Below are 20,485 nucleotides of genomic sequence, written 5' to 3' on the forward strand. Positions count from 1 at the left end.
CTGGAGTGAGGCAAAGGGAGGTGATGCGGGCACGGGCGCACGAAGCATCCGTGTGGGCGGGCCAGGTCAGCCCAGGTCACCACCGGCGACCGGTAGGACGCTTCCGGTGATGTAGGACGCTTCCTCGCTGGCGAGGAAGGTGATGGCGGCCGCCTGCTCGTCGAGCGAGCCGTACCGATGCATGGGGGAATGCGCGAGCGTCTGGTCGATGTGGGCCTGGAACCACTGGCGCGCCTGCTCGTCCTGCGCCACCGGAGTGCCGCGGGAGATGCGCCGGGGCGGGGCCTCAGTCCCGCCGGGGGCGGTGGCCACAACGCGAATACCGGCCTCGGCATATTCCAGCGCCAAGGACGCGGTGATCGCGTTGATGCCGCCCTTGGCGGCCGAATAGGGAATGCGGTGTATGCCGCGTGTCGCCGCCGATGAGACGTTGACAATGACGCCGGTCCCGCGCTCGACCATGCCCGGGAGTACAGCGCGGCAGGCGAAAAGCGTTGTCATGAGCGATCGCTGGATCTCGGCGCTGATCTGGGTGTCGGTGAACTCGGTGAAGGGCTTGAAGTTGATCGCACCGCCGACGTTGTTGATCAGCACGTCCACTCGGCCGAACCTGGTGAGTGCCTGTTCGGCCACGGCGCGTGCACCGTCATAAGCCTCCAGGTCGGCGACCACAGCGATCCCGTGTGCGCCGGATCCGTCGAGATCGGCATTCAGTTCGTGGACGAGGTCGGACCGGTCGACCAGCACGAGCTGGCCGCCCTCGGCGCTGATTCGACGTGCCACGGCCTCGCCGATGCCTTGGGCGGCGCCGGTGACGACGACGACCTTGCCGGTGAACCTGCCCGGCGTGACGAAGCGGGGTCGGTGCGCCTGGCGACTCTCGTCCATGGCGCGACGCATGGTGGTCTTCGAGCGGTCGGCGTGCTCGCTCACGAGGAGCCGGGCGCCGGTCCGGTCGCCGCGCTCGAAAGCGTCGACGATGTCGAGGTGGTCCTGGGCGCAACGAGGGTCACACCAGGTCGCGGTGCGCAGGGCTTCCTCCATGCGCCCCTTGACTCCGAGCGCCTGGTAGGCGCGCAGCAGGTGTTCGTTGCCGGTCAGTCCGAAGAGGTAGTCGTGGAAGGCCGCATTGGTTTCGGTGTATGCCGCGGCGTCCACGAAACGGTCACCATCGACGTAGGGCACTGTCGATTCGGCGAGCAGGCGGTAGCCCGCGACCTGTTGGGAGCTGAGGCGCCCCAGCACGAGGTCGAGGGCTCCGAGTTCGAGGGCCATCCGCGCTTCGAAGATCGCGTCCGAGGCGTGCACGGAGGGGTGCTCCTCACCGATCTCGTAGCCGTCGGAGGCTGTGTTCCCGTCCGGCGCCTCGGGTGCCGTGGTTGCCGTCTTTGATGTGTATGCCGTGTGTTCCGGTGCGATGAGCGGCGCGACTTCACGGACCGGGAACGTCTCTTGACCGGCGACGGATCGGGCGTCGCCCACCGGGACGAGATCGACTTCGGCGTACGGCGCAGGGGAGCCGTCACCCACACCGTCCGCTCGCGACGGGAAGACCGCTTGGCCAGCCACGGTGCGGGCGGTGTCGGCGACGGCGACCGGGTCGGGAGCCGTCCCGCCATGCAGTGCGGCTGTCTCGCGGGCGGAGAACACGACCTGGCCGGCGACGGTGCGAGCGGCGGCGTCGGTGTGGCCGCGGGCCGAGGACGCGACTCCGACCAAGGACGCAGGCGCGGTGATCTCGACCACGGGCATCGGGACCTCTGCGGGCTCCAGCGTCGGCTCCGGTGCCACCTCGAGGACCGGCTCGCGGACGGAGTCCACTGCGCTGGCGGGCTCGGTGGACGCGACGGCTGGGGCCGCTCCGGAGAGCGCGAACTTCTCGTAGTAGAAGCCAGTCGGTTCCACGCCCTCGTCGGTGAAGTGCTGCCGCACCGCCTCGACCATGCGTGGCGGTCCGCAGAGGTAGACGGCGACGTCGCCGTCGTGGAGGTGCTCGGGCCGTATCAGGCTCATCACGAAGCCCTGATTGGCGGCAGAAGTCGTCGGGTCGGACACGCAGTGGTCCCAGGTCAGTCTGGGGATGTCCGAAGCCAACTCGTCGAGCTTGGCCAACTCGACGAGGTCGTCGTCGGTGCTGACGCCGTAGACGAGGTGCGCGGGGCGGGTGCTGCCGGTCTCTCGCATCGCGTGCAGGATCGCGAGGATCGGCGCCAGGCCGGTGCCGCCGGCGAGCAGGAGCAGCGGCCTCGTGGTCTCGCGGAGGAAGAAGCTGCCGTTGGGGCCGGTGAAGGTCACTTCATCGCCGACGGCCGCCCGTTCGGTCAGCCACGTCGACATCACGCCGCCCGGTGTCAGCTTGACCAGGAAGCCGAGTGAGGTGTCGGTGGGAGCGGTGCTGAAGGAGTACGACCGGCTCTCTCCGCTTCCCGGAACCTCGATGTTGACGTACTGCCCGGGCAGGAACGCGAGTTGCTCCCGCTCGGGCGTCTGCAGTGTGAACGCGATGGTGGTGGGTGAGAGGCGGTCGATGCTGGCAATGGTGGCCTTGTAGGTCGCGGCGCGGGTCTTGGCCACGGCGGAGGTGCTGGCGATCTGGAGCACCAGGTCCGAGCGGGGTTTCATGCTGCAGGGCAGCACCATGCCGGCGGCCGCTTCGTCAGCCGACAGCGCGTCCTCGATGTAGGTGCCGCCGTCGAACTCGCCGGACTCACACTGTGCCTTGCACGTGCCGCACGCGCCGTCGCGACAGTCGAGCGGGATGTTGATGCGGGCGCGGTACGACGCGTCCGCGACGGTTTGGTCCTCCGCGCACGTGATGAAGCGGGTGACTCCGTCCTCGAAAGCGAGGGCGACCTGGTGGGTAGTCATGACAGCTCCGGGTTCCGGGGGTCTCAGAAGTGGTAGACGTCGACGACGTGGTGGATGTAGTCGTTCTTGAGCACCACGGTCTTGCGCCGGATCAGCGGGCTCTCGCCGGAGAAGTCGATCGTGTAGAAGGACGTCCCGTAGTAGGGGTCGATCGTCTTGTACCGGAAATACATGGTGTGCCAGTTGAACCGCACGTCGAGCACGTCACCGCGACGCTCGATCACCTCGACGTTGCTGATGTTGTGGCTGGTCCGCGGCTCGGGAAGCGACGTGGCGCTCGAGCGTTCGGTGCGGATCCGGAAGACGCGATCCTCCAGGCCACCCTTGTTGGCGTAGTAGATGAGCGAGATGTCGGTCTGGGGGTCTTCGACGAGTTGGTCGTCGTCACCCCAGGCGGGCATCCAGTACTCGCAGTCGTCGGCGTAGCACTCGAGCCACTTCTCGAACTCACGGTCGTCGAGGAAGCGCGCCTCTCTGTAGAGGAACTGCTCGATGTCGTTCTGCGTGATCAGCCGGTTGACGGGCAGGGTTTCGGGGGTGGCAGCCGTGGTGCTCATGCCGAGGTCTCCGTTGCGTTGTCACGGGCCACTGCGGCCCGCATCGTCTCGAGCCAGTAGCCGTGTTGCACGGGATAAAGCCCCTCGTCCTCGTTCTTGAGGCCGGCAGAGATCACGCCCGGCATGTCCAAGGTCAGGGCCACTTCATCCGGTCCGCTCAGCCAGTGCTCGGCGCCGCGGCTCATGTCGTTCCACGGTGCAGCGGTGGCCTGGAAGGTGAGCTGGCACGAGCGGAACTCCTCCAGGTCGTCGGGCGTCGCCATGCCGGAGGCATTGAAGAAGTCCTCGTACTGGCGGATCCGCCAGGCCCGTGACTCCGCGGCCTCGCCCTTGGGGGCGATGCAGTAGATCGTGACCTCGGTCTGGTTCGGCGCGATCGGGCGGAAGTGCCGGATCTGCGTGGAGAACTGGTCCATCACATAGACGTTCGGGTACAGGCAGAGGTTGCGGCTGCCCTTGACCATGAACTCGCCCTTGGCTTCGCCGAACCTGTCCTTCAGCTCCTCCATGCGGTCCCACAGAGGGCGGTCCTCCGGATTGCCGGCCCACGTCCACAGGCAGAGGTGGCCGTTCGGGTAGGACCAGTAGCCGCCGCCGGACTTGCCCCAGCTCCCGGCGTCGAGCGTCTTGGTGGTGTTGGCCGAGTCGCCCGTGTTGCGTCGCGAGGTGGTGGCGGCGTAGTTCCAGTGGGTTGCCGTGACGTGATAACCGTCGGCGCCGTTCTCGGCCTGGACCTTCCAGTTGCCGTCATAGGTGTAGGTCGACGAGCCGCGCAGCACCTCAAGGCCGTCGGGCGACTGGTCGACGAGCATGTCGATGACCTTCGTCGTGTCACCGAGGTGCTCGGCCAACGTGGACACATCTGCGTTGAGCGATCCGAAGAGAAAACCGCGGTAGCTGTCGAACTTCGCGACCTTCGTCATGTTGTGGGAGCCGTTGGTGTCGAAGGTGTCCGGGTATCCGGCACCGTCGGGGTCCTTGACCTTCAGCAGGGTGCCGTCGTTGCGGAATGTCCAGCCGTGGAACGGGCACGTCAGTGTCGTGCGGTTGTCGGTCTTGCGGCGGCAGATCATCGCACCGCGGTGGGCGCAGGCGTTGATGAGCAGGTTGAGCTCGCCGTCCTGGCTGCGGGTGATCACCACTGGCTGGCGACCCATGTAGGTCGTGATGTAGTCGCCCGGGTTGGGCACCTGGCTCTCGTGGGCGAGGTAGATCCAGTTGCCCTCGAAGAGGTGCTTCATCTCGAGTTCGAAGATCTCCTCGTCGGTGAAGATCGCTCGGTTGGCGCGGTAGATACCGGTGTCGCGGTCGTCGACCACAGCGTCGGCCAGCACCGATTCCACGTGGGAGATCGTGTTCGTCATTGAATACTCCAGCGTCGTTGCGGGGGTTGATCGGGCGGTTCCCACGACCGTCGCACGACGCAGCGGGCATGACACCAGCCGAAGCCCTAGGTCTGACCTAGGCACCTATTGATCATCGAGACCTCTCAATCAGTACAAAAACAGTCCTTGTTCGCACTCAATATTGAGACGTACCGTGAACAAATCGATCGCGCACCGCTGCGCGATCGCCCCAGGGACGCGATCCCGAAAGACTTCGAGGAGACCAGGGATGGAGCTTCGGCACCTGCGCTACTTCGCCGCCGTCGCGGACACCCGTCACTTCGGTCGCGCTGCCGAACGGCTCCACATGGCCCAGCCGGCGCTGTCGCAATCGATCCGCCAGCTCGAGGCCGAGCTCGGCACTCCGCTCTTCACCCGCACCACGCGGCAGGTGCGACTGACGCCCGCCGGGGAGTTCTTCAAGGGCGAGGTCGCGCGGATCCTCGCTGCCGTGGAGGACAGCGTTCGCGGCGTGCATCGGATCGCGCAGGGCCGCCAAGGGCTCGTCCGTGTGGGTTTCACCGGCAGCGCGGCTCACACCCAGCTTCCACGGATGGCGCGCATCGTGAAGCGTGAACTGCCCGGCCTGGCCCTGGAGATTCACGCCGACCTGCTGACTCCGGCCCAGGTCGACGGACTCAACGAGGGCCGCCTCGACGTCGGTGTGCTGCGGCCCCCGATGGCAGGCGAGGGGTTGGATCTGCGGGTCATCGAGTCCGAGCCGCTCGTGTTGGCCGTGGCAGCCGACCACCGGCTGGCCACAGAGCCGGTGATCTCGATGACTGACCTGCGCGCCGAGCCGTTCGTGCTCTTCTCGGGAACAAGCTCGGCCGTCAACGACGCAGTGCTGCGCAGCTGTCGCGTTGCCGGCTTCGTCCCGCACCGTGAGCACGAGGCCGCAGGCATCTCCGTGATGCTGCCGCTGGTCGCGGCCGGGCTCGGGGTCGCCCTCGTCCCCGCTTCGGTTCGGGCGGCGCCGCTAGCCGGTGTCGTCTTCCGCGACGTCGCCGAGGCGGCCACCGTCGAGCTCGCTCTCGCCTGGCGCAGCGATGAGACGAATCCGGCTGTGCTCGCCGTCCTCCACGCCCTCACCCCTGTGGGTTCGTCCTCGGACCACGTCGCACACGCCGACGAGCCCACCCCCACCCATGTCGATGAGGTCAGCCGATGAAGATCGCCCAAGTCGAAGCCATCCCCTTCGCCATCCCCTACTCCAAGCCGCTCAAGTTCGCCAGCGGCGAGGTGCACGTCGCCGAGCACGTCCTGGTCCGCGTCACCACGGACGAGGGTGTCGTCGGTGTGGCCGAGGCGCCGCCCCGTCCCTTCACGTACGGCGAGACGCAGGCCGGGATTCTGGCCGTGATCGACAGCATCTTCGCGCCCCAGGTGGTCGGGCTCGGCCTGATGGAGCGCGAGCAGATCCACGCGCGACTGTCTCGCACCGTCGGCAACCCGACCGCCAAGTCCGCCCTGGACATGGCGATCTGGGACGCACTCGGCCAGTCGCTGGGTTACAGCGTCACGGAGCTGCTCGGCGGCTACACCGATCGGATGCGCGTTTCACACATGCTCGGCTTCGACGATCCCGCGGCTATGGTCGCCGAGGCGGAGCGGATGCGGGACACCTATGGCATCACCACGTTCAAGGTGAAGGTGGGCCGCCACCCCTTCACCCTCGACACGGCCGTGGTCCGAGCTCTTCGGGAGGGCCTTGGACGCGACGTCGAGCTCTACGTCGACGGCAACCGCGGCTGGTCCGCCTCCGAGTCGGCCCGCGCGATGAAGGACATGGCGGACCTCGGGCTGACCTTTGCCGAGGAGCTGTGCCCGGCAGACGACGTCATCGGCCGCCGCTGGTTGGTCACGCAGCTCGACGTCCCCTTCATTGCCGACGAGTCCGTCGTGACCCCGGCGGAGGTGACCCGCGAGGTCCTCGGTGGCTCGGCCACCGCCGCCAGCATCAAGACCGCGCGCACCGGCTTCACCACCAGCCGACGCGTGCATCACCTCGCAGAAGGGCTCGGCATCGAGCTCGTCATGGGCAACCAGATCGACGGTCAGCTCGGCTCGCTCTGCTCGGTCGCCTTCGGCTCCGCCTTCGAACTGACCTCGCGAAGGGCGGGTGAACTCTCCAACTTCCTCGACATGACCGACGACCTCCTCGCCGAGCCGCTGGAGATCCGAGGGGGCGAGCTCGTGGTCCGCCCGGGACCCGGCCTCGGCGCCCTCATCGACCCCGACAAGCTCGCGCACTACCGACAGAACTGACCGCACCACCACCACCAACATCCGCATCGCAACACCACTCACCGAAGGAGCACCACCATGAGCATCACCGACACCGAGGCCGCCTCGGCGGCCGCCTCCGGCGCCAGCGCGACCGAGCGCTTCCACACCGACAAGTCGCCGTACGACGCAGTCAAGGACGTCCCCGCCGAGCGCGTCGACACGCTGGCCCGCGAGGTCCTGGACGCGGTGTACGCCACCGTCCGCAAGCACAAGGTCACTTACGCCGAGTTCAATGCCCTCAAGGCATGGATGATCAATGTGGGGGAGGACGGGGAGTGGCCCCTGTTCCTCGACGTGTGGCTGGAGCACGTCGTCGAAGAGGTCAACACCGACCATCGTGAGGGCAACAAGGGCTCGATCGAGGGTCCGTACTACGTGCCCGGCGCTCCCGAGCAGGGCGCGAACGGAACCGTCCCGATGCGGGAGGACGAAGGCGGCACCCCGCTGACGTGGACCGGTCAGGTCACCTCCACCGACGGCACGGCGCTGGCTGGCGCCACGGTCGAGCTGTGGCACGCCGACTCGGACGGCTTCTACTCGCAGTTCGCCCCGGGCATCCCGGAGTGGAACCTTCGTGGCACCTTCACGGCCGGCGACGACGGCGCCTTCGAGATCCACACGGTGCAGCCTGCGCCCTACCAGATCCCCACCGACGGTTCCTGCGGCAAGCTCATCGCCGCCGCCGGGTGGCACGCCTGGCGTCCTGCGCACCTGCACGTCAAGGCCTCCGCGCCCGGGCACGAGCTGCTCACCGCGCAGCTCTACTTTCCCGGTGACCAGCACAACGACGACGACATCGCGTCGGCCGTCAAGCCCGAGCTGATCCTCGAGCCCCAGTCGCAGGCCGACGGCACCGCGACCGTCGCCTACGGCTTCGTCCTTGACCCCGAGAAGGCCTGAGCCGGTGCTCTACCACGTGCGCATGGATGTGCGGATCCCGTCCGACATGGACCCTGAGGTCAGGGCGGACCTCGTTGCGCGTGAGAAGGCCTACGCGCAGGAGGTCCAGTCATCCGGACGCTGGCCACACCTGTGGCGGATCGTGGGCGAGTACGCCAATGTGTCGATCTTCGACGTCGAGTCCAACGATACCCTCCACGAGGTGCTCTCCGGCCTGCCGTTGTTCCCCCACATGGACATCACCGTGACGCCGCTGGCCACCCACCTCAGCGACATCAACGCCTGAGTCGACCGACCCGACGCGTGCCCCTCTGTTGTCTTGCGGACACAGGTGGGGACCGCGCTGGGCGAGAGAATGTGAGTGATGGGCGTGTCGTTGATGGGGTTTGTGCAGGTCCAAGGGGAGGTTCGCACGCGGTCGGGTTCTCCGCGTCCGTCCAGGACGTGCCCCGCGGTCGCTGTCAAGGAAGCCTCGCTTCACGTCCTCCATCGCATGGACCATTCAGAAAAACGGTCACTTCAACCAGAGAGACTGGCGCTCGACCACCGGATGTGTGAGACGAGGGTGCTACGCCCGGGGCAGGCTCCCCCGGCTGGTGAGGGCCGCGTTGATCTGCATCGTGGCTGGCCGGGCAGGGCTTCGCCCGCGAAGGTCGGCGCAGATGGATAGCATGACTATTGGCGGACACCACCGCTCACCAGCGCGCCGCGATTTGCTCCTAACCACGCGGCCAGCGGGCCGTACGGTGCATACGTGACAGTGAGGGAGGAAGCGGGTATGGCGGCCGGACTCGGCGACCACATCACCGCCATGGTGCGCAGCCACGCCTCTGGCGACGACTCCACGTTCTACTCCGTCGCCCTGCAGATCGCCGCTCGTGAGGCTAAGCGGGGGCATCACATTCTTGCGGGCGAAATCAAGAAGTCTGTCGACGCCTCCCGAGAGTCCACAACCCCCACCCGCCTAAGGTCACCACGCTCCCTCAGCCGCGTGGCGACCTCAGCGAGCTGATCTTCACCTCGCACCCACGCACCAGCCTGCGCGATCTAGTGCTTCCGTGCCCACTTCAGGAGCAGATCAAGCATGTGCTCGCGGAGCAGCGGCAACGCAAGCGGCTCCTGGACAACGGGTTCACTCCTGTTCACCGACTGCTCCTGGAAGGCCCAACCGGCACCCGTAAAACCATGACCGCCTCCGTGCTGGCCCACGAGCTGTCCCTGCCGATGTTCACCGTTCGCCTCGATGCGTTGATGAGCAAATACATGGGCGAGAGCGCGAGAAAGCTGCGCCAGATCTTCGACTCGCGAAACTCTGCGAGTACACCGACGGTCTCAGCCACGCGGACCTCGTCAAGCCGCCGAGACGGCCGCCAAAGTCAGCCTGATGCGCGGCAAAACCATGGTCGACCGCGACACCTTGGTTGGGGCACTCGTCGTCCGGCGATCGGCAAGCCTTGGCTGAAGAACCGGGACGGCTCGAGCGCCTCTTTGTCCACCAGGCGTTCACGCGCCGCTAGATCCCGTTCATCACGACGACCGACAAGGCCCGGGCCGTAGTGGCCCAGATCGACGCCGTCATGAGCGACGTGGTCGCGCCCCTCGCGTTCTCGACAGTTTCCGACGAGGAGCTTCGCCGAGAGTTGCAGGACACCCGAGCCGCCTTCATCGACCTGTTCGGCGGGTCGGATCCCCGTCGCTCGGCCGAGTCAAAGTGCGGCCGATACCCCACTGGCGTAGGCGTGGCCTGCGGCCACGATGCCCAGGACAATGGACAGCTCGTGATCGTCCCGGGGGCCGTGGACCATCGTGAAGCCGGGGGAGAGGCGGGTACCGGCCCACATGTGGGGTCTTCCCCAGCCCTTGGTCGAGACGTCGGCGGCGAGGTCCGGGGGCAGGATCACGTGCAGGGACCCGTCGTGGGCCGGGTGTAGGTGGGCGAACTCCTGGACGTGCGGCACGAGGTAGGCATGGTCGTCCTCGGAGCCCTCGCGCAGGGTGAAGCCGCGTGCGCCGGGCACTGAGATGCGTGAGGGGCCCACGTCCACTCCGGACCGGTAACGGACCTCGTCGTAGAGGCGTTCCTGCAAGTCGGCGGGTGCGTTCTGGGATTCCTGCTGCTGTGGGATCGTCCAGCTCACCTCGGGCCGCGGGCCGGCCCGGCCGGGCAGCTCGCCAGCGGGGAGCGTGGGCCAGGTCGCTCGCGGGCGCGGCCCGGTTGGGGTGGCGCCGTGGTGGTCGAGGAATGCGAGCCGGTGAGCGATCCAGTCACCGAGGGGGTGGACCGTCGAGGCGGTGAGCTGGTGGCCGCCGGGCTGACGCTGTGCGACGGTGGGCGCACCGGACTCGGACAGCAGGTAGTCCCAGGTCCGGTCGAGGAGGTCTCGGGGGATGACGTGGTCAGCGTCGCCCTGGGCGACGAAGACGGGCAGGTTGGCCAGCCGGCCGGCGTCTGTGGGGAGTCCGGCGTCGAAGGGCAGGGTGCCGTAGAGGACGGCCGCGCCGGCGTACCGCGGGGGGTCGTCGAGCACCAGGCCGCCGGCGAAGGCGGCGCCACCGCTGAAGCCGACCAATAGCACCGGCCGCCCGGCTGGAGCGGCCTGGTCGAGCCAGGTCCGGAACCAGTCCATGGTGCTGCGCAGCGAGTCGGTGACCGGGCGTCCGATGCCCGGTGGGCGAACCAGGCGTAGCCGTCGCCCTCGGTGATTGGTGCCCGGACCGCGGCGTACTTCGGACCGGTCGGCAGGTGGCCGGCGAGACCGAGGATGTTTTGCTCGTTGGAGCCGCGCCCGTGCAGCAGCACGACCAGCGGAGCGGACGCGTCGGTGCTGCCGTGCGTCGCGACCACGGGCGGCGCGAAGGTCGCGCCGCTCACGGCGCCTCCACCGCGTCCACCGCGTCCACGGGGACCAGCTCGGCGGCGGTGCGGACCCCGGCCCACCGGGCGACCTCTCCGGGTAGGTCGAGTCGGTCGATGGGTGCGGTGTTCGCGTACTCACCCCAGCTGGCTTTGGGCAGCATCCACATGACCTCGAACTCGTTGCCGTCGGGGTCGTGGGCGTAGACGCTTTTGGTCGCGCCGTGGCTGGACTCGCCGGTGAGCGCGCCGAGGTTGGTCAGGGTCACCCTGGCTTCCTCGAGCTCGTCGATGGTGTCGACCTGCCACGCCAGGTGGTACAGACCGAGGGCGCCGCGGGGCCGCGGTGGCTGGGCGCCGACCCCGAACAGGCCGAGGTCGTGGTGGTTCCCAGAGCGGGGTAGGCGCAGGAACGCGGCGTTGGCTCGTGGCTCGTGTGCCATGACCGTCATGCCGAACGCCTGGGAGTAGAACGCGATGCTGCGCTCCAGGTCGGCCACGAACAGGACGGCGTGGTTGAGGCGGACGGCATTGACGGTCATGGCGGGCTCGTTTCTCGTGGTGGGTGTCCGGTCAGGGTGCGGGTGGTTCAGGCGATGACGCCGAAGCCGCCGGTCCAGGAGACCTTCTCGTTGGCGGCGAGGGTGAGCTGCAGGAAGCCGAGGGCCTCGAGCTCGCGGGCCCGCTTCAGGGCGCCGGCGTCGATCGCGTTGAGGCCACCGGAGGTGAGAATGCCGGCCAGGGCCGACTTGGCGTCGGCGTCGTCGCCGGCGATCAGGACGGTGGTGGTCAGGGGGCCGACGGTGCCCGCGGCGAGGGTGCCGGCGAAGGTGGTGTTGAACGCCTTCAGGACGCGCGACTGGGGGAGAGCGGCGGCGATCTCCGCGGCGGCGGAGCTGTCGGCCGCGACGACCAGGGAGTCGAAGGTCTCGAAGTTCAGCGGGTTGGTGATGTCGACGACGATCTTGCCGGCAAGGCTCTCGCCGCGCTGGGCGATGACGTCGCTGACGGCGGGGTAGGGGACCGCGAGGACAACGACGTCGCCGCTGATCTGCGTGGCGGTGTCGTTCTCGCCGAGCAGCTGGACGGTGTGGCCGCCGTTGCCGGCGACAGCTGCGATGGCCTGGCCCATGTTGCCGGTACCGAGGATGGAGAGGTGTGCCATGAGGTGCTCCTGTGTGGTGTGGGGCGGGATGTCCGCTTTGGTTGTTGCTACAACTAACACTGTACACGATTTACTTGTTCCGTCAACTAACGGCTAGGCTGGGTGAATGGAGACCAGATGGCTTACCGACGATGAGAGGGCGGTGTGGCTACGGCTGGTGGCGGTCGTCGAGCTGCTCCCCGGTGTGTTGGACGCCCAGCTGCGCGCGGGAGCGGGGCTGACGCACTTCGAGTACTTCGTCCTCGCGATGCTCTCGGAGGCACCCGAGCGGACCTTGCGGATGACGGCACTGGCCCAGCGGACCACCGCCACGCTGCAGCGGCTCTCTCACGTCGTCCGACGGCTGGAGGACCGTGGCCTGGTGAAGCGTTACCCGTGCCCCGAGGACGGTCGGGCCACCAACGCGCGGCTCACTCAGGCGGGCTGGGAAGCCGTCGTTGCCGCAGCTCCCGGGCACGTCGACACTGTGCGCCGCCACGTTCTGGACCCGCTCACGCCCGTACAGCTGCAGCAACTGCGCGGCATCGGCGATGCTCTGCTGCAAGGGCTCGACCCGAACGGGCGCCTGACTGGGTTGTACGACCCGCACCGAGACCCGGAGGCGACCTCTGCTGCAGCAGACGATCCCGCGGTGGGGTAGTGGTGGGGCCGATGAGCGTTAGGCGGTTGCTGGCCGGAGGCCTCACAAGCGCACCAGAGACTACCGACCCCTTGCGGCTGTTGTCCGCAGCCCGTATGCCGTCGTCCCGCAAGGACGCGACCGAATCTCGAGACGCAGACGCGGACTAGCGTTAACCTGCACGACCCTGTGAGCGCTGCCGAGCGGAAGACCGATCTCGGTCAAGTCCTGATCGGTGGTGTAGCAACGCGATCCTTGGGGCCGTGCGTTGGGTGGTGATCGTGCCGGCGATCAAGTCGGACGTCCCCCTGGGCGGGTGGTGGTGCGGCTGGTCAGGACGGCTCGGGCGGCCTTGAGGGCTTCGAGGCCGACGTAGCGACGTTGTTCGGCCCATTCGTGGTGCTGTTCGGCCAGAACGGATCCGACGAGGCGGATCACGGAGTCGCGGTTGGGGAAGATCCCGACAACGTCGGTGCGGCGGCGGATCTCGCGGTTGAGGCGTTCGTTGGGGTTGTTGGACTAGATCTGACGCCAGATCACTTTGGGGAAGACGGTGAAGGCGAGGATGTCCTCGCGGGCTGCCTCGAGGTGCTCTGACCGTTGGCAGTTTGTCGTGCAGAACCTTAAGGACGCGGTCGAACTGGGCGTGCACGGCCTGCGCGTCGGGTTGGTCGTACAAGCTGTGCAGGAGCGCTTTGACCCATCCCCACTGCGACTTCGGGGGTGACTGCCATGAGGTTCGCGGCGTAGTGGGTGCGGCACCGCTGCCACGACGCGGCCGGCAGTGTCGCGCCGATTGCGTCGACCAGTCCGGCGTGTGCGTCGGAGGTGAGCAGGGCGACGCCGGCAGGCCTCGGGCGGCCGGGCCGTGGAAGAGGTTGAGCCAGCCCGCTCCGGATTCGGTTGTGGCGGTGTGGATTGCGAGGATTTCGCGGTAGCCGTCGGCGTTGACGCCGGTGGCATCCATAATCGCGATCTTGACCACCCGACCGCCCTCACGGACCTTCATGGTGAGCGCGTCGACGGCCACGAACGTGTACGGGCCATCGGTCAACGGGCGCGCGCGGAACGCGGCGACCTGCTCGTCGAGGTCTTCGCCATCACCGACACCTGCGACTTCGACAACCCGGTGATCCCAGGCTGCGCACGAGCTTGTCCATTCGCCGATTGGACACCCCTTGGATGTAGCAAATCGCGACCACCGTGGTCAATGCCGACTCGGCGCGGCGGCGTCGCTCCAGCAGGTGTCGAACCGTCGACTTTCCGGTCTTCGGTGAGTTGAGGCACCCACGCGCTGAGTTCCTAGCCGGCGTTGAGTGCGTCCTTGCCGCTGAGTTGCATCGTGAGGGCGAGTGCTGCGATGTCGTCAAGTTCGATGCGCAGGTCGGGGTTTCGTCCTTTGAGGCAGTGACGACAGGTCTGTGGTGGGTGACGGGTACTGCCGGGCGCAAATGCCAGGTATCCGGTCCCTGTGCAGGTTGAGCACGGTTGGTATCCGATCACGTGGATCCTTGCGTCCAAGGTTCCCAGCAGGTTTCGCATGGTGGTGTCGTCCGCTGCGGTGAGGTTCGTCGTGAGTGCGTCGATGAGGTGTTTGCGCATCATGGGGTCTGTTCCGACGGCGCGTCGGGTGATCTGTCGTTGCATGGTGGTGAGTTCGGCTGTGAGACGGGCGTGTTCGTCACGCAGGGGTGACAGAGCGGACGCCAGCGCGGACCCTGAGAAACCTTGCCCGCGGAGTGCACTTGCGTCGCGGCTGATTGCCCCCTCCACGTCGGCAACCCCCTGCATGAGGCTTGCCACTGTTCGTGAGGCCTCGGAGTGTCGTCCCAGGCGCCTATCGGCGAGCGTCCCAAGCACGACTGGTTGCGCGATGAGCCTGGTGATCTCTTCTCGCACTGCGTGATCGGTGACGTCGCGGGAGATGTTGTGGCAGAGGTCGTGTCGCTCTGGATCGTGTCGGGGCAGGTAGTGCTTTCGGCACGAGTAGGTGGGGCGCCGGCTTCCGGCGGTGCGGCCCATGGCTGCGTCGCCGCACGGCATCTGCAGGAACCCCGAGAGCAGGTAGGGGCCTCGGGACTGCTGGGTGCGACGTCCACCGGCTTGCCAGCGGGCCCAGTTCGCGGTTTGCTCCGGGGTGAGCAGGGCCGGTACTGCGACGGCCGTCCCGGAGAAGTGCCACACGCCCGACGCCGTGGAAAGGGGCTGGCGACGCCTGGCCCATCGACCCACCGACTCCGCTGTCCAGTGCGACCTCACGGGCGGCCGGTGATTCGCCTCGTTCAGGTAGTCGGCGACATCCTGCTGATCCCTTCCGAGAACCACCAGCTGTTCGTACATGGCGCGGATTGTTCGGGCGTCCTCGTCGTGGACTGCCAAGCGTTTGCCGCGACCATCGGGGGCCGGAACCACGCGGTAACCGAACGGAGGTGTGGAGGCGACGAAGCGACCCTCTACGGCGGCGTTGAGCCTCCCCTGCTTCGTGCGCTCCGCGATGCGGCGACGCTCCCAGCCGCCGATCACTCCAAGCACACCAGAGGTGAGGTCCCCGGCGGGCGTTGAGGTGTCCAAGCCTTCGTCAATCAGCACCAGATGACAGCCGTGCCCGCGCAGCTCCTCAACCAAATTGAGCAGACCCAACGCGGACCTGGACACCCGGTCGATCTTCGTGGCGATGACCAGGTCGACGCCACCCCTGGAGACTTCCTGTCGAAGCGCATCAAGCCCGGGCCTGCTGGTCAGGGAACCAGAGACGCCCGCATCCACAAAATGGCCGACGTGCTCACCGCCCCGGGCTTGGACCGCGGCACTCAGTCGTGTCCGCTGATCCTCGAGCGAGGTCCCCGTGGATACCTGTTCAGCCGTGGACACCCTGGCGTAGGTGACGATCCGATCTGTCCTCACGAAGCGCTCCGCAAAACCCGACGCCCGCTAGTGCGCTCCTCGAGCAGACTGACCAACAGATGGTCCAGCACCCGGGGATCATTCGCAGGGCGCAACACGACTGCAACCCGCACTTGAGGAACCACCCTCGCCTTAGCCTTCACAAGCTCCCAAAGCCGCCAAACGGTGAAGTTATGGACGGCAGGAAAGGCCAAGCTCCGAATCCGTGTGAGGGGACGGCTGAGTACCTCTGTGACAGGGAGCGCTTGCCGCGTGTGCCTTCGCCGCCGTGCTCATGCTCGTCGTCAAGTCCGGCCCGGTGAAGTCGGCCCTGGCCAACGTCATCACCGCGGCTCTCGGCACGGGCACGTGATTCGAGGTCGACGCGACGAGTCCGGCATGGTCACGGCGGAGATCGCCGTGGCCCTGCCGGCCCTCGTCCTGGTGCTGACCTTGGCGCTGGGTGCTGTCGCCGTGGTCACGGATCACCTGAGGTGCGTCGACGCGGCCCGGGTGGGTGCGCGGCTCCTCGCTCGGGGCGAGGATGCCGGTCGGGTGCGGAGCGAGGTGGCACGCCAGGCGCCCGACGGGGCAGACATCGGCCTCGACGTCGGCAGCGACTCGATCTCGGTCGAGGTGAGTGCCGATCCGCCGATGTTGCTCAGGGTCCTCGGCGTCAGCGCACGTCCTCGAGGTGTCGCCCACGCCGTGCCCGAAGCAGTGCCATGAGGCGGCATGGCTTGGTGCACGCTCGGTTGGCGCCGTGTGGTGTGAGAGCGACAGAGCGTCAGCGCGAAAGAGGCTCCGGAACAGTCCTTGTTGTGGCGGCCATCGGGGTCCTGCTCGTCCTGGTCACCGCTGGACTCCACCTCGGTGCGGCTGCGACCGCCGCTCACCGCGCTCGCTCCGCTGCTGACCTGGCCGCCCTCGCCGGTGCGAGCGCGATCCAGCAAGGAGGAGTCGACGCGTGTGCGCGGGCGTCAGCAGTGGCGGGACGCAACCAAGCGCAGGTCCTCGAGTGCTCCCTGGGGGTGGGCGAGTCAGTCTCTGTGCGGGTGTCCACGGCCGTGTCGGGCCGATGGCCCGGCGTGCCGGATCGAGCCATCGCCTCCGCCCGTGCCGGACCGGCCGATGCCGCGCCCGAGTGAGCACCCTGATCACGCTCTCGACCCTGCAACCTTGCTCGAACCCTGTTCGCACTCCTTGGCCGGCGGCCCCAGGGTGCCGACCGCGATCGGCCTCGCATGCACACAGACGCGGTTGGTCTCGCTGTGCGCGGTGAGCGTCAGCCCGCGCAGAAGTGGAACGCCCGGCACGGCATCATCAGCTGATGCCATGCCGGGCGAAGGTCCTCGGGGTGGCCCCACCGTGAGGGGCGGGGTTCCACTTTGCGCATCGGCAGCGGTCAAGATTTGGGTGGCGCCCTCCCCGCCAGGCTGTGGCGGCGACTTAACGTCGCGGATGCGTTAGGCCGGTCAAGTTAGGGCTGAGGTGACTCGGCTGCCACGGTAGTTATCGCACTCACTAGATACTCGATAACTCATGTGAAGGAGCGATCCCCGTGATCGGTTTCATCGTTGCCGGTTCGGGTTCGTTGGGGCGCACCTATGCGGCGGATCGAGATCCAGACCACGACGGGAAGAGTTCGGATGCAGATGGGCCCTTGCCTCTTGTGGCTCGAAGTCGGGAGCCGTATGTTGCATAGACTGTGACCTGCGTCACTGTCGCCTGGCAGGAGGTTTCCAATGACCCAGCTGGACGGGCCGGGTGCATCGGACCCAGTGTCGGTGCCGTTCACTCCCGGCATGCGTGACAATCCGGAAGAGCTGGCGGCCATCCCCGACGAGATCGTCCGCGCGCACGTGCTGCCGCCTGGGCCGACTCGGTCGCAGGAGTTCAGCGAGCAGTGGCGCAATGCGGCATACAGCTGCTTCTCTTCGGGTCATAAGTTCTGCCGTGAGGTGTGCCCGGTGACTCAGGTGACCCGCAACGAGTCGTGGACGCCGACAGCTTTCCACGCCAACGTCGTGGCGATGGACAAGGGCGAGATGACGATCGAGGAGATCGCTGCTGACTATGTGAACTGCACCCAGTGCGGCGCCTGTGAGCTTCGCTGCCCGAATACGCTGTTCACTGGCGACTTCTACCGCTTCCGGACGCGCACAGTCGACGTGGTCAAGGCGGTGCGGGCGTTCGCTGTCGAGAGCGGAGTGCACCAGCCGGCATGGCAGTCCTGGAACGAGCGCACCGACGAGCGCAGCCACGAGCCGGTGCTGGGCCAGACCGCGGTGAGCCAAGAGCACGTGCGCGACTGGTCCGACGGGCTCGACCTGCCGATCGGCGGCGAGACAGTGCTGTTCGTCGACTGCGAGGCTGCGTTCTACCGCACCTCCGTCCCCCGTGCTGTTGCCCAGATCCTGCAACTGGCGGGCTATGAGTTCGGGCTGATGGGCAACCAGTGGTGCTGCGGGGGCCCGGCCGCTGAGATGGGATACGTCGACCAGGCCAAGCGCTTCGCCCAGCACAACCTCGACGATTGGCGCTCGACGGGAACCAAGCGCTTGCTCGTGCTCGATCCGCACGACTACATCTCCTTCACCGAGGACTACCCGAAGTACTTCGGCGCCGACTTCGACATCGAGGTTGTGCTCGTCGTGGAACTGTTCGCCGAGTTGATTCGTGAGGGAAAGCTGACCCCGCGAGTGCCCGTCGAACGCGCGATCACATACCACGACCCATGTCGGCTCAACAAGCGCAAGGGCATCTGGAAGGAGCCGCGCGAGATCCTTCGCTCGATCCCCGGTCTCGACTTCAAGGACGTCGACCGAGTGACGCAGTGGTCCTACTGCTCCGGCGGCGGGGGCGGTCTGCCGGTCGAGAAACCTGAGCTCACCGCGGCGATCTCGGCCAGTCGGCTCGAGAATGCGGCGCGCCTCGACGTGGACACGCTGGTCAGCGCCTGTCCCTGGTCGGAACGGCCACTCGGCGAGGCGGGCGAGGCGGCGGACATCGACGTGGTCGACATCCACGAGATGCTGGCCGAGTCGCTCGGGATCGAGGTCGGCGGCTCGCGCGGTGGTTCCGAGGGTTCGGGCGCCCGTGGGGGTGACCGGTCATGACGATCGCGGTCGAACGCCTCGACGAGCTCGTTACTGCACTGCGTACCGTCCTGCGCGACGAGCAGATCCTCACCTCCAAGCCGGACCGCTACAACCGGGCGCGTGTCCCGGCACCGTTCCCGGTGCACCGCTGGTCCGAGCGACTGCCTGACCTCGCGGTGCTGCCAACCAGCACCGAAGAGGTGGCCGGGGTCGTCAGGATCGCCAACGACCTGCGCGTGCCCGTCGTACCCCGCGACGGCGGCACTGGCCTCACGGACGGCGCCGTACCCCTGCGCGGGGGCATCGTCGTCGACGTCAAACGGATGAACGCCATCAAGGAGCTCGACCTTGCCAACCGGACTGTCACGGTCGGCACCGGCATCAACATGCTCAAGCTCAACGAGCAGCTCGCCCGGCACGGGCTGTTCTACCCCGATGACCCGGCGTCCTACCCGTGCTCACTGGTCGGCGGACGCATCGGCACCAGCGGTTGGTCACTCATTGGTTCGCGCTATGGGCACACCCGCGACCTAGTGCTCAGCTTCGACCACGTGCTCCCGACCGGCGAGGTGATGCACGTCGGCGACGGCGTCGGACACAAGGTCAGCAAGTCCTCGAGCGGCTACCAGCTCAAACACCTGTTCATGGGACACCAGGGCACGCTCGGCATCGCCACCGCGGCCACCCTCAAACTGTTCCCCAAGCCGGAGGCGGAGCTCTCGCCATTCTGGGCATTCGACAACTACGACGACGCCTACGCCTGCGTCGGTGCGCTCGCCCGCGCCGGGGCCGCGACCTTCGCGGGGGCGGTGCTCTTCGACGAGTGGAAGGTTGCCTACCTCCGCCGCGACGACGAGGCCTACATCCCCCAGCCCGGCGACGTGCGGGCCCTGGTGTGCGCGGTGATGTACGGCTACGAGGACGAGGTCAGGCCCGCCGGTAAGCGGCTGTTCCGGATCGCGAAGGAGCACGGGGCCCGCTACCTGGGCGACGAGATCTCACAGGGCGACTGGGCTGCGCGGCACGACCGCTATGCCACACCGCTGCACGGTCGCACCAAGGCCGGTCAGGTGGTGCCGATGAGCTGGCACTGCGAGGACGCGGCGATCAACTACACCGATCTCCCGTCGGTGACGAAGTCATGGCACGAGATCGTCGCGGACCTGCGCCGTCGTACCGACGTGTTCGACGACTGGGGCATGTTTGCCTACACCTCGGGCAGTACCGGCGTGGACTACCTCACTGAGATCGACGTGGGCATCTGGGAGCAACAGCTCGACGACCGGGCGTGGGAGATGTGGGTCAAGGCCAAGCGTGACCTCGCTGCCGTGGCACTGGCGCACCACGGCTCGATCAGCGCGTGCCACGGCTCGTGTCGCGAGGGCGAGGTCGATCTGGTGCCCGACGAGCTCGGCCGCGGCTTCGACGTGATGCTCGACATCAAGCGCGCGCTCGACCCGAACAACATCATGAACCCAGGGAAGTACCTGCTCGACCGGGCCTACGAGGCAGGAACCCGATCATGAGCGATGACGCCGCGGGCCTGCCGATCGGCTTCCGCTACGACGAGCAGTACACGCCGCCGCGTCCCGAACGCGTCTCGAACGTCGCCATTACCACCCATCCGCACCTCTTCGAGGTCGACCCGCGGTTGATGGAGCGCTGGGTGCTGCAGCAGGAGTTCCCCAACTGGGACAGCCTGAGGATCATGAACGCCCGGGGGGATCACCTCGAGTGGATGCACCGGCACTTCGCCTCCAAGGTCATGGCGGGTTCGAAGCTGCTGGCCGAGGTCGAGACCGAGGACGGTGGAGCGTGACCGCGCTGGCCCCGGAGAACGAACCCTGAACGTCCGAGTTTCGAG

The 20,485-nt window shown here is 67.3% G+C and carries 18 protein-coding genes and 2 pseudogenes; 12 read left to right on the forward strand and 8 right to left on the reverse strand.

Annotated features, from left to right (window positions below):
- Positions 1-66 precede the first annotated feature (66 nt).
- The 3 genes from benC to benA are packed head-to-tail and all read right to left on the reverse strand — an operon-like array spanning position 67 to position 4,789.
- Positions 67-2,868 (reverse strand): benzoate 1,2-dioxygenase electron transfer component BenC, encoded by a 2,802-nt coding sequence (gene benC, locus V6K52_RS03950; protein WP_353952603.1) that lies wholly within the window; start codon positions 2,866-2,868, stop codon positions 67-69.
- Positions 2,869-2,891: 23 nt separating this feature from the next.
- On the reverse strand, positions 2,892-3,425 hold the full coding sequence (gene benB, locus V6K52_RS03955) for a benzoate 1,2-dioxygenase small subunit (RefSeq protein ID WP_353952604.1): 534 nt from the start codon (positions 3,423-3,425) through the stop codon (positions 2,892-2,894).
- On the reverse strand, positions 3,422-4,789 hold the full coding sequence (benA, locus tag V6K52_RS03960; protein ID WP_353952605.1) for a benzoate 1,2-dioxygenase large subunit: 1,368 nt from the start codon (positions 4,787-4,789) through the stop codon (positions 3,422-3,424). The genes benB and benA overlap by 4 nt, the downstream gene beginning before the upstream one ends.
- A gap of 250 nt (positions 4,790-5,039) precedes the next feature.
- Between benA and V6K52_RS03965 the strand changes: the two genes are divergently transcribed.
- The 5 genes from V6K52_RS03965 to V6K52_RS03985 all read left to right on the forward strand — a co-directional run bounded on the left by V6K52_RS03965 (position 5,040) and on the right by V6K52_RS03985 (position 9,556).
- The gene (locus tag V6K52_RS03965; protein ID WP_353952606.1) at positions 5,040-5,981 is read left to right on the forward strand and encodes a LysR substrate-binding domain-containing protein; all 942 of its coding nucleotides are present in this window, start codon (positions 5,040-5,042) and stop codon (positions 5,979-5,981) included.
- Positions 5,978-7,078, forward strand: coding sequence for an enolase C-terminal domain-like protein (locus tag V6K52_RS03970; RefSeq protein ID WP_353952607.1), 1,101 nt, complete (start codon positions 5,978-5,980; stop codon positions 7,076-7,078). The genes V6K52_RS03965 and V6K52_RS03970 overlap by 4 nt, the downstream gene beginning before the upstream one ends.
- Before the next feature lie 57 nt (positions 7,079-7,135).
- Positions 7,136-7,999, forward strand: a complete 864-nt coding sequence (gene catA / locus V6K52_RS03975; protein WP_353952608.1) for a catechol 1,2-dioxygenase — start codon at positions 7,136-7,138, stop codon at positions 7,997-7,999.
- Between the two features lie 4 nt (positions 8,000-8,003).
- Positions 8,004-8,285, forward strand: coding sequence for a muconolactone Delta-isomerase (catC, locus tag V6K52_RS03980; protein ID WP_353952609.1), 282 nt, complete (start codon positions 8,004-8,006; stop codon positions 8,283-8,285).
- An 899-nt stretch (positions 8,286-9,184) separates the two neighbouring features.
- Positions 9,185-9,556: an AAA family ATPase gene (locus V6K52_RS03985; protein ID WP_353953711.1), complete on the forward strand. Its 372-nt coding sequence runs from the start codon at positions 9,185-9,187 to the stop codon at positions 9,554-9,556.
- A gap of 149 nt (positions 9,557-9,705) precedes the next feature.
- Here V6K52_RS03985 and V6K52_RS03990 read toward each other — a convergent pair whose 3' ends face one another.
- From V6K52_RS03990 to V6K52_RS04000, 3 genes are all read right to left on the reverse strand, one after another.
- Positions 9,706-10,626: a phospholipase gene (locus V6K52_RS03990; RefSeq protein ID WP_353952610.1), complete on the reverse strand. Its 921-nt coding sequence runs from the start codon at positions 10,624-10,626 to the stop codon at positions 9,706-9,708.
- 241 nt (positions 10,627-10,867) lie between these two features.
- Positions 10,868-11,395: a VOC family protein gene (locus V6K52_RS03995; RefSeq protein ID WP_353952611.1), complete on the reverse strand. Its 528-nt coding sequence runs from the start codon at positions 11,393-11,395 to the stop codon at positions 10,868-10,870.
- A 47-nt stretch (positions 11,396-11,442) separates the two neighbouring features.
- Positions 11,443-12,018, reverse strand: coding sequence for an NADPH-dependent F420 reductase (locus V6K52_RS04000; RefSeq protein WP_353952612.1), 576 nt, complete (start codon positions 12,016-12,018; stop codon positions 11,443-11,445).
- Between the two features lie 106 nt (positions 12,019-12,124).
- On the opposite strand from V6K52_RS04000, the gene V6K52_RS04005 reads away from it, so the two are divergent.
- Positions 12,125-12,658 carry a MarR family transcriptional regulator gene (locus V6K52_RS04005; RefSeq protein ID WP_353952613.1) on the forward strand — a complete coding sequence of 178 codons (534 nt, stop codon included), beginning with the start codon at positions 12,125-12,127 and terminating at the stop codon, positions 12,656-12,658.
- Between the two features lie 270 nt (positions 12,659-12,928).
- On the opposite strand, the pseudogene V6K52_RS04010 reads toward V6K52_RS04005, so the two are convergent.
- Positions 12,929-13,976 (reverse strand): annotated as a pseudogene (locus V6K52_RS04010) (IS256 family transposase); the annotation flags it as partial.
- Entirely contained in the window at positions 13,940-15,541 is a 1,602-nt protein-coding gene (locus tag V6K52_RS04015) for a recombinase family protein (RefSeq protein WP_353952614.1), read from the reverse strand. The gene V6K52_RS04015 and the pseudogene V6K52_RS04010, both read right to left, overlap by 37 nt.
- 250 nt (positions 15,542-15,791) lie before the next feature.
- Between V6K52_RS04015 and V6K52_RS04020 the strand changes: the two are divergent.
- The 6 genes and pseudogenes from V6K52_RS04020 to V6K52_RS04045 all read left to right on the forward strand — a co-directional run.
- A pseudogene (locus V6K52_RS04020) lies at positions 15,792-15,893 on the forward strand (DUF4244 domain-containing protein); the annotation flags it as partial.
- A 26-nt stretch (positions 15,894-15,919) separates the two neighbouring features.
- The gene (locus V6K52_RS04025; protein ID WP_353952615.1) at positions 15,920-16,249 is read left to right on the forward strand and encodes a TadE family type IV pilus minor pilin; all 330 of its coding nucleotides are present in this window, start codon (positions 15,920-15,922) and stop codon (positions 16,247-16,249) included.
- A 41-nt stretch (positions 16,250-16,290) separates the two neighbouring features.
- Positions 16,291-16,668 carry an Rv3654c family TadE-like protein gene (locus tag V6K52_RS04030; protein WP_353952616.1) on the forward strand — a complete coding sequence of 126 codons (378 nt, stop codon included), beginning with the start codon at positions 16,291-16,293 and terminating at the stop codon, positions 16,666-16,668.
- A gap of 597 nt (positions 16,669-17,265) precedes the next feature.
- On the forward strand, positions 17,266-18,639 hold the full coding sequence (locus V6K52_RS04035; RefSeq protein ID WP_353952617.1) for a (Fe-S)-binding protein: 1,374 nt from the start codon (positions 17,266-17,268) through the stop codon (positions 18,637-18,639).
- A complete protein-coding gene (locus tag V6K52_RS04040) occupies positions 18,636-20,147 on the forward strand; it encodes an FAD-binding oxidoreductase (protein WP_353952618.1) in 1,512 nt (503 codons plus the stop codon). Before V6K52_RS04035 ends, V6K52_RS04040 begins: the two co-directional genes overlap by 4 nt.
- The gene (locus tag V6K52_RS04045) at positions 20,144-20,440 is read left to right on the forward strand and encodes a hypothetical protein (RefSeq protein WP_353952619.1); all 297 of its coding nucleotides are present in this window, start codon (positions 20,144-20,146) and stop codon (positions 20,438-20,440) included. The genes V6K52_RS04040 and V6K52_RS04045 overlap by 4 nt, the downstream gene beginning before the upstream one ends.
- The last annotated feature ends 45 nt before the right edge of the window (positions 20,441-20,485 follow it).

Origin of the sequence: Knoellia sp. S7-12 (genome assembly GCF_040518285.1) — a bacterium.
GTDB lineage: Bacteria > Actinomycetota > Actinomycetes > Actinomycetales > Dermatophilaceae > Knoellia.

What these genes read in the sequence shown, in the direction of transcription:
- benC (WP_353952603.1), bottom strand. Translation starts at nt 2,868, where the DNA reads ATGACTACCCACCAGGTCGCCCTCGCTTTCGAGGACGGAGTCACCCGC.
- benB (WP_353952604.1), bottom strand. Translation starts at nt 3,425, where the DNA reads ATGAGCACCACGGCTGCCACCCCCGAAACCCTGCCCGTCAACCGGCTG.
- benA (WP_353952605.1), bottom strand. Translation starts at nt 4,789, where the DNA reads ATGACGAACACGATCTCCCACGTGGAATCGGTGCTGGCCGACGCTGTG.
- V6K52_RS03965 (WP_353952606.1), top strand. Translation starts at nt 5,040, where the DNA reads ATGGAGCTTCGGCACCTGCGCTACTTCGCCGCCGTCGCGGACACCCGT.
- V6K52_RS03970 (WP_353952607.1), top strand. Translation starts at nt 5,978, where the DNA reads ATGAAGATCGCCCAAGTCGAAGCCATCCCCTTCGCCATCCCCTACTCC.
- catA (WP_353952608.1), top strand. Translation starts at nt 7,136, where the DNA reads ATGAGCATCACCGACACCGAGGCCGCCTCGGCGGCCGCCTCCGGCGCC.
- V6K52_RS03985 (WP_353953711.1), top strand. Translation starts at nt 9,185, where the DNA reads ATGACCGCCTCCGTGCTGGCCCACGAGCTGTCCCTGCCGATGTTCACC.
- V6K52_RS03990 (WP_353952610.1), bottom strand. Translation starts at nt 10,626, where the DNA reads ATGGACTGGTTCCGGACCTGGCTCGACCAGGCCGCTCCAGCCGGGCGG.
- V6K52_RS03995 (WP_353952611.1), bottom strand. Translation starts at nt 11,395, where the DNA reads ATGACCGTCAATGCCGTCCGCCTCAACCACGCCGTCCTGTTCGTGGCC.
- V6K52_RS04000 (WP_353952612.1), bottom strand. Translation starts at nt 12,018, where the DNA reads ATGGCACACCTCTCCATCCTCGGTACCGGCAACATGGGCCAGGCCATC.
- V6K52_RS04005 (WP_353952613.1), top strand. Translation starts at nt 12,125, where the DNA reads ATGGAGACCAGATGGCTTACCGACGATGAGAGGGCGGTGTGGCTACGG.
- V6K52_RS04025 (WP_353952615.1), top strand. Translation starts at nt 15,920, where the DNA reads ATGGTCACGGCGGAGATCGCCGTGGCCCTGCCGGCCCTCGTCCTGGTG.
- V6K52_RS04035 (WP_353952617.1), top strand. Translation starts at nt 17,266, where the DNA reads ATGACCCAGCTGGACGGGCCGGGTGCATCGGACCCAGTGTCGGTGCCG.
- V6K52_RS04040 (WP_353952618.1), top strand. Translation starts at nt 18,636, where the DNA reads ATGACGATCGCGGTCGAACGCCTCGACGAGCTCGTTACTGCACTGCGT.
- V6K52_RS04045 (WP_353952619.1), top strand. Translation starts at nt 20,144, where the DNA reads ATGAGCGATGACGCCGCGGGCCTGCCGATCGGCTTCCGCTACGACGAG.